Raw genomic sequence first — 16,353 nt, forward strand, 5'->3', positions numbered from 1 at the left:
GCGTCGGTGGATGCTTTCGGCGATGCGGTGGTGAGAGGTCGCCCTTGGGGGCCTGCGTCTGTTCCCAGACCCACAGCAGTTCGTCCCAGTGAGTGTCGGCCTTGAGGTAGTCACCGTCGAGCACGCTCATGGCGTCGTTGAACACACTGAACGGGACCGGCGGCGGTCCACCGATCCCGTTCACCCGAAGGGGAAAACGCCTGCTCAGGCGATACGTTCCAGCACCACCGGCGACGCCGTGAAGGTCGTGCCCGGCGCTGCGATGTCGTACGAGCCCTCCACCGACTGGAGCGCGTACTCGAAGCGCTCGGGGGTGTCCGTGTGGAGGGTCAGGAGGGGCTGGCCCTCGGTGACCCGGTCGCCCGGCTTGGCGTGCAGTTCCACGCCCGCGCCCGCCTGCACCGGGTCCTCCTTGCGGGCACGGCCCGCGCCCAGGCGCCAGGCGGCGACACCGATGCCGTAGGCGTCGAGGCGGGTGAGGACGCCGGAGGCCGGGGCCTTGATCACGTGCTGTTCGCGGGCGACGGGGAGCTCCGCGTCCGGGTCGCCGCCCTGGGCCGCGATCATGCGGCGCCAGACGTCCATCGCCGAGCCGTCGGCCAGGGCCTTCGCCGGGTCGGCGTCCCTGATGCCCGCCGCGTCGAGCATCTCGCGGGCCAGGGCGATCGTCAGCTCGACCACGTCCGCCGGGCCGCCGCCCGCCAGGACCTCGACCGACTCGCGGACCTCCAGGGCGTTGCCCGCCGTCAGGCCGAGCGGGGTCGACATGTCCGTCAGGAGCGCGACCGTCTTCACGCCGTGGTCCGTGCCCAGGCCGACCATCGTGGAGGCCAGTTCCCGGGCGTCCTCGATCGTCTTCATGAAGGCGCCCGTGCCCACCTTCACGTCCAGGACCAGCGAGCCCGTGCCCTCGGCGATCTTCTTCGACATGATCGAGGAGGCGATCAGCGGGATGGCCTCGACCGTGCCCGTGACGTCGCGCAGTGCGTAGAGCTTCTTGTCGGCGGGGGCCAGGCCGTCGCCCGCCGCGCAGATCACCGCGCCGGTGCCTTCCAGGACGGACAGCATCTCCTCGTTCGAGAGCAGGGCCCGCCAGCCGGGGATCGACTCCAGCTTGTCCAGCGTGCCGCCCGTGTGGCCGAGGCCGCGGCCCGAGAGCTGCGGGACGGCCGCGCCGCAGGCGGCCACCAGGGGCGCCAGCGGCAGGGTGATCTTGTCGCCGACGCCGCCCGTGGAGTGCTTGTCCGCCGTCGGGCGGGACAGGGACGAGAAGTCCATGCGCTCGCCGGAGGCGATCATCGCGGCCGTCCAGCGGGCGATCTCACGGCGGTTCATGCCGTTGAGCAGGATGGCCATCGCGAGGGCCGACATCTGCTCGTCGGCCACCTCCCCGCGGGTGTACGCGTCGATGATCCAGTCGATCTGCTCGTCACCGAGCTCGCCGCGGTCCCGCTTGGTGCGGATGACGGAGATGGCGTCCATGGCCATGACTTGCTTCCTTCCGAGGGTTCCAGAAGCCGTACGGCCCCCCTGGGCCGGTCGAGTCACCGACGTCAGGGGGGCCGCACGGGAGTTACTTGCTGAGGTGGCCCGGCCCGAAGGCCTGGGGCAGCATCTCCGACAGCGGCAGGATGCCCGCCGGGGTCTCCAGCAGGAGGTCCGGGCCGCCGAACTCGTACAGCAGCTGGCGGCAGCGGCCGCACGGCACGAGCGTGTCGCCGTGGCCGTCGACGCAGGTGAAGTGCGTCAGGCGGCCCCCGCCGGTGTTGTGCAGCTCCGACACCAGGCCGCACTCGGCGCACAGGCCGAGCCCGTACGAGGCGTTCTCGACGTTGCAGCCGGAGATGATCCGGCCGTCGTCGACGAGGGCCGCCACGCCGACCGGGTAGCCGGAGTACGGGGCGTACGCCCGGGACATGGCGTCCCTGGCCACCTCGCGCAACCGCCCCCAGTCGACGTCGGTCACTTGCCCTGTCCCTTCCGGTACGGCATGCCGTTCGCCCGCGGCATCCGCAGCCGCTGGGCGGACAGCGCGAGGACCACCAGGGTGATGACGTACGGCGTGGCGGAGACGACCTGGTTCGGGACCTCGTCGGTGGTCGCGTACCAGGCGAACACCAGGGCGCCGGAGACCAGGGTGACCACGGCCGGGACGTACTTCTTGCGGACCACCAGCCAGATCGCGCCGATGATCAGCAGCAGCGCGCCGAGCAGCAGCAGGGCGTGGACGTTGGCGGAGCCGCCGCGCAGGTTGAGGCTGTCGGTGTAGCCGAACAGGCCCGCGCCGAGGGCGAGGCCGCCCGGCATCCAGTTGCCGAAGATCATGGCGGCGAGGCCGATGAAGCCGCGTCCGCTGACCTGGCCCTCCAGGTAGAAGGGGTTGGCCACGATGGACAGGAAGACACCGCCGAGGCCGGCCAGACCGCCGGAGATGACGACGGCGATGTACTTGTACTTGTAGACGTTGACGCCGAGGGACTCGGCGGCCACCGGGTTCTCGCCGCAGGAGCGCAGCCGCAGTCCGAACGCCGTGCGCCACAGGATCCACCAAGTGGCGGGGATCAGCGCGACGGCGATCAGGGTCAGCCAGGAGACGTTGGTGACCAGGCCGCCGAGCAGGCCGGCGATGTCGGAGATCAGGAACCAGCCCTTGTCGTTGAGCTCCCTGAGCCCGTCGGAGAGGCCCGGCACGGTGAAGTTGCCGAGGGACTCGACCGCCGGGGACTGCTTGGCGGAGCCGCCCGCGTGGCCCTCGAAGGCCAGGGGCGCGAGGTAGCGGGTGGCGCCGAGGGCGAGGATGTTGATCGCCACACCGGAGACGATGTGGTTGACGTTGAAGGTGACGGTGACGAAGGCGTGCAGCAGGCCGCCGAGGCAGCCGCCGATGATGCCCACCAGGACACCGGTCCACGGGCCCCACTGGAAGCCGGCCCAGGCACCGAACCAGGTGCCGAGGATCATCATGCCCTCGAGGCCGATGTTGACGACGCCCGCGCGCTCGGCCCACAGGCCGCCGAGACCGGCGAGGCCGATCGGCACGGCGAGCTGGAGCGCGGTGGACATCTGGCTGACGTTGGTGATGCCGTCGGCGCCGGTGACGATGCGGACGATCGAGGTGAGCGCCAGTCCGCCGGCGATGATCAGCAGCAGGACGGACAGCGACAGGCGGCGGCCGGTCGGCGCCGCGGGCTGCAGCGTGGGCTGGTTGAGGTCGGTCACGGTGGTCATCGGCCAGCCACCTCCTTCGTGGTGTTGTTGGTGCCGAGGACGTGACCGGCGGCCAGTTCGGCGCCGACCCGGCGCTGCTGGCGGCGCAGGCCCCATTCGCGGACGGCCTCGTAGGAGACGACGACCGAGAGCACGATCAGGCCCTGCATGATGACCGCGATCTCCTTGTCGTAGCCGTGGAAGTCCAGCTCGGGCGAGGCCTTGTCGAGCCAGGCCCACAGCAGGGCGGCGAAGGCGATGCCGACGGGGCTGTTGCGGCCGAGCAGGGCGATGCCGATGCCGAGGAAGCCGATGCCGGTGGGGAAGTTCAGGCTGTAGGTGTGGGTGTCGCCGAGCAGGATCGGCAGACCGGCCAGGCCCGCGATGCCGCCGGAGAGCAGCATGGCGGTGAGCACCATGCGCTTGGGGTCGACGCCGCTGGCCGCCGCCGCGGTCTCCGAGGCGCCGGAGGCGCGCAGGTCGAAGCCGAAGCGGGTGCGGTTGAGGACGACCCAGTAGCCGATGCCGAGCAGGACGGCGAGCAGCACCAGGCCGTAGATCTCGCCGGCCGCGCCCATGTCGATGCCGGGGATCCAGCCGGACTCGTGCATCTCGCCGGTGGTGTTGTTGTTGCCGACCTTGACGCCGAAGACGTTCGGCAGCCACAGGTAGGCGATCACGGAGGTGGCGATCGCGTTGAGCATGATCGTCGCGACGACCTCGCTGACGCCGCGGGTGACCTTGAGGACACCGGCGATGCCGGACCAGAAGGCGCCGGTGAGGACGGCGGTCAGGAGCAGCAGCGGGACCTGGATCGCGGCCGGCAGGTTCATGTGGGCGCCGACGATGGCGGCCATCATGGCGGCGAGCTGGTACTGGCCGTCGACGCCGATGTTGAACAGGTTCATGCGGAAGCCGATGGCCACCGCCAGCGCCGCGATGTAGTACATCGAGGCCTGGTTGATGATCAGGACCTGGATGTCGGAGAACGACGCCTGCTCGAACATGAGGGCGAACGGCTCGACCGGGTTCTTGCCGGACGCGACCAGCACGATCGCGCTCAGCACGAAGGCCACGGCGAGCGCGATGACCGGTCCGGCCACCGCGAGGAGCACGCGCTCCTTGTCGAACTTCTTCATCAGCGGGCCTCGTCTTCCGGAGACGCGGGGGACTCGGGGGTCTCCGCCGGGGTCTCGGGGGTCTCTGCGGCGGTCTCTTCGTGCTCGAGGTGCCCGGTGACGGCACCGGTCATGGCCGAGCCGAGTTCCTCGGGGGTGATGGTGGCCGGGTCGGCGTCCGCGACCAGCTTGCCGTTGTAGATCACGCGCAGCGTGTCGGACAGGCCGATCAGCTCGTCCAGGTCGGCGGAGATCAGCAGCACGGCCAGGCCCTCGCGGCGGGCCTCGCGGATGTGGTCCCAGATGGCGGCCTGGGCGCCGACGTCCACACCGCGGGTGGGGTGGGCGGCGATGAGGAAGCGGGGCTTGTGGCTCATCTCGCGGCCGACGATCAGCTTCTGCTGGTTGCCGCCGGACAGGGAGGCGGCGGTGACGTCGATGCCGGGGGTGCGCACGTCGTAGGCCTCGACGATGCGCCGGGTGTCCTCCTGGGCCGCCTTCGGGTCCAGCCAGACGCCCTTGGCCAGCGGCTTCTCGGTGACGTGGCCGAGGATCCGGTTCTCCCAGAGGGGGGCCTCCAGGAGCAGGCCGTGGCGGTGCCGGTCCTCGGGGATGTAGCCGATGCCCTGCTCGCGGCGCTTGCGGGTGGCCCAGCCGGTGATCTCCTCGTCGGCGAGCCGGATGGTGCCGGAGTCGGCGGCCTTCAGACCGATGAGGGCGTCGACGAGTTCGGTCTGTCCGTTGCCCTCGACGCCGGCGATGCCGAGGACCTCGCCGGCGTGGATGGTGAAGCTGATGTCGTCCAGGAGGGCCTTGCCGCCGGGGGCGGCCAGGCGCAGCTTGTCGACGCTGATGACCGGGCGGTCGGTGACCGTGGACTCGGCCGTCTCGGGCGTGGGCAGTTCGCTGCCGACCATCATCTCCGCGAGCTGGCGCGGGGTGGTCTCGGCGGGGACGGCCGTGCCGACGGTGGTGCCGCGGCGGATGACGGTGATCTCGTCGGCGACGGAGAGCACCTCGCCGAGCTTGTGCGAGATGAAGATGACCGACAGGCCCTCGGAGCGCAGTTCGCGCAGGTTGGCGAAGAGGGCGTCGACCTCCTGCGGCACGAGCACGGCGGTCGGCTCGTCCAGGATGAGGGTGGTGGCGCCGCGGTAGAGGACCTTGAGGATCTCGACGCGCTGGCGGGCGGCGACGCCGAGCTCCTCGACCAGGAGGTCGGGCTTGACGCCGAGGCCGTAGCGCTCGGACAGCTCCTTGATCTTGCGGCGGGCCTTGGCGCCGATGCCGTAGAGCTTCTCGCTGCCGAGGACCACGTTCTCCAGGACCGTGAGGTTGTCGGCGAGCATGAAGTGCTGGTGGACCATGCCGATGCCGCGGGCGATGGCGTCGGCCGGGGACGAGAAGGCGACCTGCTGCCCGTCGACGGCGATGGTGCCCTCGTCCGGCTTCTGCATGCCGTAGAGGATCTTCATCAGGGTCGACTTGCCGGCGCCGTTCTCGCCGACGAGGGCGTGGACGGTGCCCTTGCGGACGCTGAGGTGGATGTCGTGGTTGGCCACGACGCCCGGGAAACGCTTGGTGATCCCGGCGAGTTCGACAGCGGTCACCGATTCGTTGACCGCCGCTCCGGCCGGAGGGCTGCTGGACGCGTTGATGGCGCACTCTCCTGGGGACGGGGGTCGTCTACGCGCGTAGCGCCCCTACGGCATACAAAGGGGCCGACGCACCGCGACAACGGGGTACGAGGAGCAGCCTCCCCGTACCCCGTTGAGCGGACGTAACCCCGGGGTTACTGCCTGCTCGACGTACGACTCGTCAGCTGCTCTTGACCTTGATCTCGCCGCTGATGATCTTCTCCTTGGCCGTCTTGATGGCTTCCTGGAGCTCGGCGTCGTCCGCGAACTTCGGGTTGGAGTTCGACAGGCTCACCTCGCCGGTCTTCAGATCGCCACGAACGATACCGGTCTCGGGCTTGCCGTCCTCGACCGACTTCGCCAGGTTGTACACCGCCTTGGCGACGTCCTTCATCGCCGAGGTCAGGATCGAGTCCTTGTACTTGGCGAGGGCTTCCTGCTGGTACTGGTCGGAGTCCACACCGATGGCCCACACCTTGTTGGCGGCGGCGGCCTCGATCACGCCCTGGCCGGACAGGCCCGCGGCCGCGTAGACCACGTCGGCCTTCTTCTCGATCTGGCCCTCGGCGGCCGTCTTGCCCTTGTCGGGGCTGGAGAAGCCGCCCTCCTCCGCCGTCTGGGTGAGGTACTGGGAGAGGACCTTGACCTTCGGGTTCGTGTCCTTGACGCCCTGCTCGAAGCCCGCCTGGAACTTGTGGATCAGCGGGATGTCCACGCCGCCGACGAAGCCGACGACGTTCGACTTGGTGCTCTTGGCGGCGGCGACGCCGGCCAGGTAGGAGGCCTGCTCCTCGCTGAAGACCAGGTCGGCGACGTTCTTGGCGTTGATGGTGGCGTCGTCGACGATGCCGAACGTGGTGTCCGGGAACTTCTCGGAGGCACCCTTGATGGCCGAGGCGTACGCGTAGCCGACGCCTATGACCGGGTCGTAGCCCTGCTTCGCCAGGGAGACCAGGCGCTGCTCCTTGTCGGCGTCCGTCTCGCCCTCGGTGGGCTCCAGGTCGGCCGTCTGGTACCCGAACTCCTTCTTCGCCTGCTCCAGGCCCGCGTAGGCCGCGTCGTTGAAGGACTGGTCGCCCTTGCCGCCGACGTCGTACGCGATGGCGAGCCCCTTGTCGCCCTTCGAGTCCGACGACCCGGCGGAGGTCGAGGTGCCGCCGCAGGCGGAGAGGGCGAGGGCCAGGGAGGCGGTCGCTGCGCCTGCGACCGTGATCCGGGAAATCCGGCGCATGTGTGGGTGCTCCTGTCGTACAAGCGCCGGACGGTACAGCTCGGGACTGCCTCACAGCTACGGCGCTGGGTTCCGCCGCAGATTAACGCGCGTAGACCTGCCTGAAAACCCCTTCTGTCCACCTTGTTATGCGCCCGTGGCCAAGCCATCACCGGGCCTTGGCCGGGGTGTTGCCGACCGCGAACGGGGGGTGGCTCTGGGTGATCCGGGCGGCCCCGGCCCGGGGAACGGCGGAGCGGGCGGGCACCCACGGTGCCCGCCCGCTCCGACTGTCGTCCCGACCGGTTGTGCCTACTCGGTCTTGACCTTGATGGAGCCGTCGGTGATGCCTTCCTTGGCCTTGTCCACGGCGTCCTTGAGCCCTGCGATCTTGCCGAACTCCGGGTTCGACTCGGAGAGTCCGACACCGTTGACCTTCAGGTCGAAGGTCTGGATGCCGGCCAGCGGCTTGTCGTCGTGCACGGACTTGGCCAGCGCGTAGACCGCGCCGCCGACGTCCTTGAGGGCGGAGGTGAGGATGTACTGCTTGTACGGGGCGAGGGCGGCCTGCTTGTACTGGTCGGAGTCGACGCCGATCGCCCAGACCTTCGCCTTGGCGGCGGCCTCGATGACACCCTGGCCGGAGAGACCGGCCGCCTGGTAGACGACGTCGGCCTTCTTCTCGATCTGGCCCTCGGCGGCGGCCTTGCCCTTGTCGGGGCTGGAGAAGCCGCCCTCCTCGGCGGTCTGCGTCAGGTACTGGGAGATGACCTTGACCTTGCCGCCGCTGGTGTCCTCGACGCCCTGCTTGTAGCCGGCCTCGAACTTGTGGATCAGCGGGATGTCGACACCGCCCACGAAGCCGACGGTGTTCGACTTGGTGGCCTTGGCGGCGGCGACACCGGCGAGGTAGGAGGCCTGCTCCTCGGCGAAGACGAGGGAGGCGACGTTCTTGCCCTCGACGACGGAGTCGACGATGCCGAAGGTGGTGTCCGGGTACTTGGAGGCCACGGCCTTCATCGCGGGGGCGTAGGCGAAGCCGACGCCGACGACCGGGTTGTAGCCCTGCTTCGCGAGGGAGGCCAGGCGCTGTTCCTTGTCCGCGTCGGTCTCGCCCTCGGTGGGCTCGATGTCGGCGGTCTTGTAGCCGAACTCGTCCTTGGCCTTGGTCAGGCCGGCGTAGGCGGCGTCGTTGAAGGACTGGTCACCCTTGCCGCCGATGTCGTAGGCGATGGCGAGACCCTTGTCGTCCTTGGTGTCGCTGCCGCCGTTCTCACTGCTGGTGCCGCCACAGGCCGTGGCGACGAGTCCCAGCGACGCGACCCCCACCGCGACGCGGGTCAGTTTGGATATCCGACGCATCTGAAGTTCCCCATTCTTCACAGCCCCGCAGCGGGTGCTCAGTTCGGCGCACATTAACGCGCGTAGACACTCCTGGGAACGGTTCGCCGCGGGGCCGTTATCCATTCGTGCCGATGGCCGGTTACGCCCTTGTGAACCACGGGTTCGAACGGGGTCGAATGGTGCACCCGGGGACACGGGGCGTGCCTGCTCGTCACGCGACCAAGGCTGCCGCTGGGGTGCGTCGCGCGCAACCGGAGGCTGCGCGGGTGCGTGCCGGGTCGGCCGGTGGGGGGCGGGGTCGTGGTTCGTGTGCGGCGCCGTCGTGGCTGGTCGCGCAGTTCCCCGCGCCCCCCCGGAGGGTCGGGCTATCGGAGGCCGTTGACGAGGGCAGCCGCTGTGAAGAGTTCCACGCCGACCGTGATCGCCGACTCGTCGACGTCGAAGTCGCCCTGGTGGAGGTCGCGGATGTGGCGCTCCCCGGGGGTGCGGACGCCGAGCCGGGCCATCGCGCCGGGGACGTGCTCCAGGTACCAGGAGAAGTCCTCGCCTCCGAGGCTCTGCTCGGTGCCCTCGACGGACTCGACCCCGCGCCGGGCGATCATGGCGTCGCGCAGCAGCTCGGTGACGCCGGGCTCGTTGACGACGGGCGGGACGCCGCGCACGTAGTTGATCTCCGACTTGGCGCGGTGCAGGTTGGCGACCTCGTCGATCGCCGCGACGACGACGTCGGGGGCCGTCCGCCACGCCTCGATGTCGAGGCACCGCACGGTGCCGGAGAGTTCGGCGTGCTGCGGGATCACGTTCGGCGCGTGGCCCGACTCGATCCGGCCCCAGGTGATGGCGAGCCCGCTGCGGCTGTCGAAGCGACGGCCGACCAGGGCGGGCACGTCGGTGACGACGCGGGCGGCCGCGGTGACCAGGTCGGTCGTGAGGTGGGGCCGCGCGGTGTGCCCGCCGGGGCCGTCCAGGGCGATCTCCAGCCGGTCGCAGGCGGAGGTGATGGGGCCCTCGCGGAGGCCGATCTTCCCCGCGTCCACGCGCGGGTCGCAGTGCACGGCGATGATCGCGCCGACCCCCTCCAGCGCCCCGCAGTCGATGACGTCGGCGGCGCCGCCGGGCAGCACCTCCTCGGCGGGCTGGAAGATCAGCCGGACGGGGCGGGGCAGCAGGCCCTGCTTGTGCAGCTCGGCGAGGACGAGCCCGGCGCCGAGGACGACGGTGGTGTGCACGTCGTGGCCGCAGGCGTGCGCGCGGTCGGGCACGGTCGAGCGGTACGGGCACTCGGACTTGGTGTCCGGGATGGGCAGGCCGTCGATGTCGGCCCGCAGGGCGAGCATGCTGGGACCGCCGTCCCACTGCTCGCCCGGTACGCCGATGTCACAGACGAGTCCGGTCCCCACGGAGAGGACGCGCGGCTTGAGGCCGGCCTCCTCGAGCCGCTCCTTGATCGCTGCGGTGGTGCGGAACTCCTGGTTGCCGAGCTCCGGGTGCATGTGCAGGTCACGTCGGAACGCGATGAGCTCGGCGCGCAGAGCGTCGGGCAGCGCACCGGGAAGTACGGCTCCCCCGGGAAGATCGACCTCGGACTCCAGTGACATCAATTGGTTCACCCTCTGAAGGGTAGGGCGCCAGGCCGGTCCGCTGACCCTCGATCAACAAAACTTCAACCCGTTCGGGGAAGAAAATATGACCGCCGGACGCATAGCCATCTACTGGGATGGGTATGCTCGCCTGCCTTTTGGGCGGAGCCGGGCACCACACCCCAGGGAGTGTGACGTTGACCACAGGCACGTCATCACTCCGGTATCCATCCATCCTCTCCACGGATACCACGCCCTGCGCGGCGAACACGGGCGCGTTCGTCTGCCGGACGCACGTCCCCGATAGTGTGCGCCCCGTGCGCGCCGACATCCCCGAGTTCCTCCAGTCCACCCGGGCCTCGTACGACGCCGTCGCCGAGGCCTACGCCGCCGAGCACCCCGACAGTCTGGCCGGGAGACCGCTGGAGAGCGCGCTGCTCACGGTCTTCGTCGAACTGGCCCGGGCGCACGGGGGGTCCGCGCAGGCCCCGGTCGCCGACCTCGGCAGTGGCCCGGGGTACGTGGCGGCCCGGCTGCACGCCCTCGGGCTGCCGGTGTTCGGGGTCGACGTCTCGCCCCGCATGGTGGCCCTGGCCCGCCGGGCGCACCCGGAGCTGCGCTTCCACGTCGGTTCGATGACGGCCCTGGACCTGCCGGACAGGACACTCGGCGGCATCGTCGCGCTGTACTCGATCATCCACGTCCCGGACGATCATCTGCCGTCGGTCTTCGCCGAGTTCCACCGCGTGCTGGTGCCGGGCGCGCCCGTGCTGCTCGCCTTCCAGTCCGGGGACGAGGACGGGCATCAGCGGCTGACGGAGCGCTTCGGGCAGGAGATCGCGCTCGACTGCCACTGGCGCACCCCGGAGGCGGTCGCCGAGCACCTCGCGGAGGCGGGCCTCGAGCTCTACGCCCGCGTCCTGCGCGAGCCCGAGGACGGGGAGCAGCGGCCCCGCGCCTTCCTCCTGGCCCGCAGGCCGTCGCTGCCGCCCGGGCCGGTCACCGACCGGCCCGCCTGACCCGCACCGGTGCGACGCCGGGCTGTGGCTCTCCCCGAGGGAGGTCGTCCGAGATCCGGCGCTCGCGGGATTGCCCGGCCAAGGGGGCCACGCAGGTCCGGCTGCCCGGCGGCTCCTGGCACACACCCTCCGGACGAAGGCCGTGACGCCTGGCACGCCCCCAAGCTCTCGGGCGTCGTTCGGCAGGGCCCCACGGCGCCGCAGGGCCCGCCCTCCGGGCTAAAGCCGCGACTTCGCGTCCTGCCTCAGCCCGCGGCCACCGCGCCCGCCGTGCCCGTCGGGCCGGCCATGGCCGTCGGACCGGGCGTGGTGGGGTTCACCGCCCCGGGGGAGCTCGTCGGCCCGAGGGGGCCCGGGGTGTCCGGGGTGGTCTCCGGCTCCGGCGGGTCCGGCTGCGGGGCCGGTGACAGCCGGTGGACGTCGCGGGCCGTCCCGGTCACGCCGGACAGGAAGCCCTGGGCCCGCGGGGAGGCGTTCTGGGTCAGCCACGCCGGGTCGATGTCGCAGACCGCGACGCGCACGTCCGTGCCGGACAGCGCGAGCGGCAGCGTGTGGACGACGGTGGAGGGGAAGCTGAGGATCGTCCGGCCGATGGGGCCGCGGCGGGCGATCAGTTCGAGGGGGAGTTCGGGCCGGACGATCTCCAGGCCCGTCTCGACCGCCAGGCGGCGGAGCTTGTCCGTGCTCTCGCGGCGGTGGGCGAAGTAGCGGGTGGCGCCGTGGGCCCGGGCCAGGGCGCGGACGGCCTCCAGGTAGCGGTCGTCGTCCACCACGCCCGTCTCCACCAGGGACGTGCCGACCATGTCGGCGCCCTTGGTGATGCGCGGCGGGCCGAAGCGCTCCCGGGTCCAGGCGAAGGTGTTCGCGCCGACGGCGACGCCCGGCGGGGTCTCCTCCATCGGCATGGAGGAGAAGATCTCCACCCGCCGCTTGCCCCCTGGGGTCAGCCGGCGCCGGGCCGAGGACGACACCGGCGCGAAGATCAGGTCCCGCGGGCCGGGGCGGCCGCCCTTGCGGTGCCAGCGCACCAGGCGTTCGCCCCGGGCCAGCTGCCCGACGAACTCCATCGTCGCCGTGCCGTCGTCGACGACGACCAGGTCACGGGCGCGGGTGATCGTCAGCAGCAGCTGGACGTAGCGGGAGAAGGGGTCCCCCAGCACGATGCGGCGGGCCCTGCGGAGCAGGCCGGCCAGGCCGCCGATGGTCTGGAAGGGCGCGAGCGGCCCGCCGCGCGCCTCCTCCCAGCGGACCTCGTGCCCCTCGTCGCGGGCCAGGTCGGACATCCGCCGCAGCTGGCCGCGCGTCATCGGGTCGACGGGCGACAGCACCACGAGGGTGAGCCCCACGCCGGACGCGTGCGCGTGCGCCCACTCCAGCACGTTCAGCAGCTGTACCGGGCTCTCGACGAAGGCGAGAGTGTGGGGGCCGGCGTTCCCGGCGCGGGGGCTCATCGACGTACGACCGTCCCGTCGTAAGGGGGGTGTGGGGGGTGGTGCGTTCAGACGCCGACCGGCTCGCCCGCCGCCGTGGCGATCTCCGCCTCGGCGACGACGCCGGCGACGCGGCGCAGCTTCTTCATCGGGCCCAGCTCGGACTCGTAGACCTTCTTGACGCCGTCGCCGAGGGAGGCCTCGATGGTGCGGATGTCGCGGACGAGGCGGGTCAGGCCCTGCGGCTCGACGGAGGCGGCCTGGTCCGAGCCCCACATGGCGCGGTCGAGGGTGATGTGGCGCTCGACGAAGGTGGCGCCCAGGGCGACCGCGGCGAGCGTGGTCTGCAGGCCGGTCTCGTGGCCGGAGTAGCCGATCGGGACGTTCGGGTACTCCTGCTGCAGGGTGTTGATGACGCGCAGGTTGAGCTCCTCGGCCTTGGCCGGGTAGGTCGACGTGGCGTGGCACATCAGGATGTTGTCCGAGCCGAGGACCTCCACCGCGTGGCGGATCTGCTTCGGCGTCGACATGCCGGTGGAGAGGATCACCGCGCGGCCGGTGGCGCGCAGGGCGCGCAGCAGTTCGTCGTCGGTGAGGGAGGCGGAGGCCACCTTGTGGGCGGGGACGTCGAACTTCTCCAGGAAGGCGACGGCCTCGGTGTCCCACGGGGAGGCGAACCAGTCGATGTTCTTCGACTTGCAGTAGTCGTCGATGGCGCGGTACTCGTCCTCGCCGAACTCCACGCGGTGGCGGTAGTCGATGTAGGTCATCCGGCCCCAGGGGGTGTCGCGCTCGATGTCCCACTGGTCGCGCGGGGTGCAGATCTCGGGGGTGCGCTTCTGGAACTTGACGGCGTCGCAGCCGGCCTCGGCGGCGGCGTCGATCAGCTTGAACGCGTTCTCCAGCTCGCCGTTGTGGTTGATGCCGATCTCACCGCAGACGTAGACCGGACGGCCCGGGCCGACCTCGCGCGAACCGAACTGGCGGATACGGGAGTTGGTGCTCATGGCAGAGATGTCCTTACTTGGTGAGGGAATCGAGAGAGGGGCCGAGGATCCAGCTGGCGATCTCTCGGATCGCGCCGTCGCCGCCGGGGACGGTGGTGACCGCGCGTGCGGCGCCGCGCACGACGTCGTGGGCGCTCGCGACCGCCACGGGCCAGCCCACGAGGGCGAAGCACGGGAGGTCATTGACGTCGTTGCCGACGTAGAGCACGCGCTCCGGCGCGATGCCCTGCTCCTCGCACCACTGCTTCAGCGCGAGGTCCTTGCGGTCGATGCCGTGCAGCACCGGGAGCTTGAGCTTCCGGGCGCGGGCGGCGACCACAGGGTTCTGTTCCGTGGACAGGATCAGCATCTTCAGGCCGCTCCTGCGGAGGGCCGCGATGCCGAGTCCGTCCCCGCGGTGCACGGAGACGAACTCCCGTCCCTCGGAGTCGACGAGCACCCGGTCGTCGGTCTGGGTGCCGTCGAAGTCGAGGACGACCGCGTCGATGTCGTCGGCGGTCGGGAGGGCGCCGGGGCGGTCCGCGTCGAACAGCGGCGCGAGGGCCCGGGCGCGGGCGAGGTCGTGCGGGTCGTCGATCTCCAGCACGCGCGCCGGGTCGGTGCGGACCAGTTCGGTGCGGCCGAAGAAGCGGTGCTGGTGCTTGCGGAAGCCGGTGGCCTCCATGGCGTAGGCGGCGCCGGTCTCCAGCAGGTCCTGGGGGCGGTCCTGGCGGCGGGGCCGGAAGGACTTGTCGTGGTTGACGCCGTAGCCGCCGCCGACCGCGGCGTCGGACTCGGCGACGGAACCGGCGGCGGCCTCGTCGTCGGCGTCGCGCCAGATGAACCCGTGGAAGGGCGCCACGGTCACGGCGGTGTCGGCGCCGTTCTCGGCGATCGCGCCGGCGACCCCGTCGATGTCCTCGCGGACGATGAACGGGCTGGTGCACTGCACGAGCAGGACCACGTCCACCGGCGCCCCGTGCAGGGCCTCGTGGGCGTCCATGGCGTGCAGGACGGCGGCCTCGGAGGTGGCGGTGTCGCCGGCGATGGCGGCCGGGCGCAGCACGACCTCGGCGCCCGCCTCGCGGGCGGCGGCCGCGATGGCCTGGTCGTCGGTGGAGACCACGACGTCCGTCACGAGCCGCGCGGCGCGGCACTCGCGGACCGCCCGCGCCACCAGCGGCACGCCGCCGACGGGCAGGAGGTTCTTCGCGGGCACGCCCTTGGAGCCGCCGCGTGCGGGGATCACCGCCAGCACGCGGCGCACCGAGGCGCCTTGGCCGGCTTCCGGTCGGGACATGGGCTCTACTCCTTGGGCAGGGGTCTCATGGCGGCTCACAGCTCCCCCATCCGCCGGATGACGGGCGCCACGCGCTGCACGCCGTGCCGGTAGGCGCCGCGCGCCGCCCGGCGCACGATCTGCCGGACCGGTCCAGGCTCCTTGTCGGCGGCGGGCGCGCCGGGCAGCGGCGTGCCGTCCGGGCCGAGGTGGTGGCGGGCGAGGATCCCGGGCAGATAGCCGGGCGCGGTGACGGGGGTGTAGTACGGGGTCAGCGGGGGCAGGCCGCCGGGCCGGTCGAGCAGCTTGGCGATGCGTTCGCGGGCCGCGTCGAAGGCGGACTCGTAGGAGCCTCCCCCAGACTCCGTCCGGGAGGTGCCCCCAGCGGCGACGCCCTGCCGGGCCACCCACTCCTCGTCGGGCACCGGCCGGTGTCCGGCGTCGAGCTGGTCCCAGGAGGCGAGGCAGCCGGAGCCGACGAAGTGGTGGTTGCCGAGCGACTCGCGGATGCCGAGGTCGGTCAGCACGACCGTGGGGATACGGCGGTGCAGCGACTCCAGGGCGGCCGTGGAGCTGACCGTCACCAGCAGGTCGGTCCGGTCCAGGACCTCGCCCATGTTTCCGTAGACCAGCCGGAAGTTGGCCGGCGGATCGAGGCGCTGCACCAGCTTCTGGTACGGCAACTCCTCGATGTGGGTGGTGTGCTCGCCCGGCTTGGAGCGCAGCTTCAGCAGCACCTCGCGCTCGGGGTGCCTGCGGGCGTGCTCGACCAGCCGGTTCAGCAGGTACGTACGGTCCTTGCGGCTCTCGGGGACCGAGGGCTGGGCGGCGAAGACCACGGTGTAGGGGTCGTGTTCGCCTGCGTACGGCGCGCCGCCGAGGAACGGCAGGGCCACCTCCGTCACCGAGGAGGCGTCGGCGCCCACTCCCTCGTACACGGCCCGGAAACGGTCCGCGTCCTGGCGGGAGTTGGCGAGGACGAGGTCCGCGCCGTGCCGCAGCAGCAGGCCGTCGGCGAGCTTCTCGTAGACGACACCGACGTAGCCGGTGACGACGACGGGCCGTGAAGTGCGGCCCTCCCAGGCCCGCTTGAGGCCGTGCAGCATGGCCTGCACACCGCCGCCCACCAGGGACAGGACGAGGACGTCGTACGACTCCTCGGCCATGGCGCGCAGGAACTCGACCGCGGTGACCTCCCGCAGGGAGTCGGCGCGCACGCCCACTTCCCGGAGCTGGCGCGGGGTGGGCGTGGCCCGGCCGCGCAGCAGGAATCCGTCGAGGAGGGGGCCGACTTGCGCGCCCTCGCGCGCTCCGGTTTCCATGGACGGTCCCGGGGCGATGCGGTGCGCGGTCAGCGCACCCCATTTCCATCGGGTGTCGGAGTCCGCGAGGACCGCGATGCGCGGGCGCTTCGGTGTACTTGCTGGCACGTCGAAGACGCTAGGAAGCGAATCCTAGGTATGGCGGAACCGCGACTCAACGAAAAGTTAACAACACCCCACCGAGAGCCGAACTGGCCTGCTGGAAAGCGGGAAGTACACGG

At 71.2% G+C, this 16,353-nt stretch carries 13 protein-coding genes; 1 reads left to right on the forward strand and 12 read right to left on the reverse strand.

What is annotated here, in order from left to right; genetic code table 11:
• Positions 1-204: 204 nt before the first annotated feature.
• From ACSUPV_RS15195 to ACSUPV_RS15230, 8 genes are all read right to left on the reverse strand, one after another.
• Positions 205-1,488, reverse strand: a complete 1,284-nt coding sequence (locus ACSUPV_RS15195; RefSeq protein WP_037757520.1) for a thymidine phosphorylase — start codon at positions 1,486-1,488, stop codon at positions 205-207.
• Between the two features lie 85 nt (positions 1,489-1,573).
• The gene (locus tag ACSUPV_RS15200) at positions 1,574-1,966 is read right to left on the reverse strand and encodes a cytidine deaminase (protein WP_031119823.1); all 393 of its coding nucleotides are present in this window, start codon (positions 1,964-1,966) and stop codon (positions 1,574-1,576) included.
• On the reverse strand, positions 1,963-3,228 hold the full coding sequence (locus tag ACSUPV_RS15205; protein ID WP_436947661.1) for an ABC transporter permease: 1,266 nt from the start codon (positions 3,226-3,228) through the stop codon (positions 1,963-1,965). The genes ACSUPV_RS15200 and ACSUPV_RS15205 overlap by 4 nt, the downstream gene beginning before the upstream one ends.
• Positions 3,225-4,346, reverse strand: coding sequence for an ABC transporter permease (locus ACSUPV_RS15210; RefSeq protein ID WP_031119825.1), 1,122 nt, complete (start codon positions 4,344-4,346; stop codon positions 3,225-3,227). Before ACSUPV_RS15210 ends, ACSUPV_RS15205 begins: the two co-directional genes overlap by 4 nt.
• Positions 4,346-5,935, reverse strand: coding sequence for an ABC transporter ATP-binding protein (locus ACSUPV_RS15215; protein ID WP_031119826.1), 1,590 nt, complete (start codon positions 5,933-5,935; stop codon positions 4,346-4,348). The genes ACSUPV_RS15210 and ACSUPV_RS15215 overlap by 1 nt, the downstream gene beginning before the upstream one ends.
• Before the next feature lie 208 nt (positions 5,936-6,143).
• Entirely contained in the window at positions 6,144-7,193 is a 1,050-nt protein-coding gene (locus ACSUPV_RS15220; RefSeq protein WP_037757515.1) for a BMP family lipoprotein, read from the reverse strand.
• 291 nt (positions 7,194-7,484) lie between these two features.
• Positions 7,485-8,534, reverse strand: coding sequence for a BMP family lipoprotein (locus ACSUPV_RS15225; protein ID WP_359791184.1), 1,050 nt, complete (start codon positions 8,532-8,534; stop codon positions 7,485-7,487).
• Between the two features lie 347 nt (positions 8,535-8,881).
• On the reverse strand, positions 8,882-10,114 hold the full coding sequence (locus ACSUPV_RS15230; protein ID WP_031119831.1) for a M20 family metallopeptidase: 1,233 nt from the start codon (positions 10,112-10,114) through the stop codon (positions 8,882-8,884).
• Between the two features lie 299 nt (positions 10,115-10,413).
• Here ACSUPV_RS15230 and ACSUPV_RS15235 point away from each other — a divergent pair, with 299 nt between their 5' ends.
• A complete protein-coding gene (locus ACSUPV_RS15235; RefSeq protein ID WP_436947663.1) occupies positions 10,414-11,115 on the forward strand; it encodes a class I SAM-dependent DNA methyltransferase in 702 nt (233 codons plus the stop codon).
• Between the two features lie 245 nt (positions 11,116-11,360).
• Here the strand turns inward: ACSUPV_RS15235 and ACSUPV_RS15240 are convergent, their stop codons facing one another.
• The 4 genes from ACSUPV_RS15240 to ACSUPV_RS15255 are packed head-to-tail and all read right to left on the reverse strand — an operon-like array spanning position 11,361 to position 16,240.
• The gene (locus ACSUPV_RS15240; RefSeq protein WP_436947664.1) at positions 11,361-12,566 is read right to left on the reverse strand and encodes a hypothetical protein; all 1,206 of its coding nucleotides are present in this window, start codon (positions 12,564-12,566) and stop codon (positions 11,361-11,363) included.
• Between the two features lie 47 nt (positions 12,567-12,613).
• The gene (locus ACSUPV_RS15245; RefSeq protein ID WP_031119834.1) at positions 12,614-13,552 is read right to left on the reverse strand and encodes an N-acetylneuraminate synthase family protein; all 939 of its coding nucleotides are present in this window, start codon (positions 13,550-13,552) and stop codon (positions 12,614-12,616) included.
• Positions 13,553-13,565: 13 nt separating this feature from the next.
• Positions 13,566-14,831 (reverse strand): N-acylneuraminate cytidylyltransferase, encoded by a 1,266-nt coding sequence (locus ACSUPV_RS15250; RefSeq protein WP_359791189.1) that lies wholly within the window; start codon positions 14,829-14,831, stop codon positions 13,566-13,568.
• A gap of 35 nt (positions 14,832-14,866) precedes the next feature.
• Positions 14,867-16,240, reverse strand: a complete 1,374-nt coding sequence (locus tag ACSUPV_RS15255) for a DUF6716 putative glycosyltransferase (protein WP_436947665.1) — start codon at positions 16,238-16,240, stop codon at positions 14,867-14,869.
• Positions 16,241-16,353 lie beyond the last annotated feature (113 nt).

It is taken from the genome of Streptomyces sp. SudanB52_2052 (assembly GCF_964272415.1).
Taxonomy (GTDB): domain Bacteria; phylum Actinomycetota; class Actinomycetes; order Streptomycetales; family Streptomycetaceae; genus Streptomyces; species Streptomyces olindensis.

Coding starts and splice junctions, on each gene's coding strand:
- ACSUPV_RS15195 (WP_037757520.1), bottom strand. CDS start 1,488: ATGGCCATGGACGCCATCTCCGTCATCCGCACCAAGCGGGACCGCGGC.
- ACSUPV_RS15250 (WP_359791189.1), bottom strand. CDS start 14,831: ATGTCCCGACCGGAAGCCGGCCAAGGCGCCTCGGTGCGCCGCGTGCTG.
- ACSUPV_RS15220 (WP_037757515.1), bottom strand. CDS start 7,193: ATGCGCCGGATTTCCCGGATCACGGTCGCAGGCGCAGCGACCGCCTCC.
- ACSUPV_RS15240 (WP_436947664.1), bottom strand. CDS start 12,566: ATGAGCCCCCGCGCCGGGAACGCCGGCCCCCACACTCTCGCCTTCGTC.
- ACSUPV_RS15210 (WP_031119825.1), bottom strand. CDS start 4,346: ATGAAGAAGTTCGACAAGGAGCGCGTGCTCCTCGCGGTGGCCGGACCG.
- ACSUPV_RS15245 (WP_031119834.1), bottom strand. CDS start 13,552: ATGAGCACCAACTCCCGTATCCGCCAGTTCGGTTCGCGCGAGGTCGGC.
- ACSUPV_RS15205 (WP_436947661.1), bottom strand. CDS start 3,228: ATGACCACCGTGACCGACCTCAACCAGCCCACGCTGCAGCCCGCGGCG.
- ACSUPV_RS15225 (WP_359791184.1), bottom strand. CDS start 8,534: ATGCGTCGGATATCCAAACTGACCCGCGTCGCGGTGGGGGTCGCGTCG.
- ACSUPV_RS15230 (WP_031119831.1), bottom strand. CDS start 10,114: ATGTCACTGGAGTCCGAGGTCGATCTTCCCGGGGGAGCCGTACTTCCC.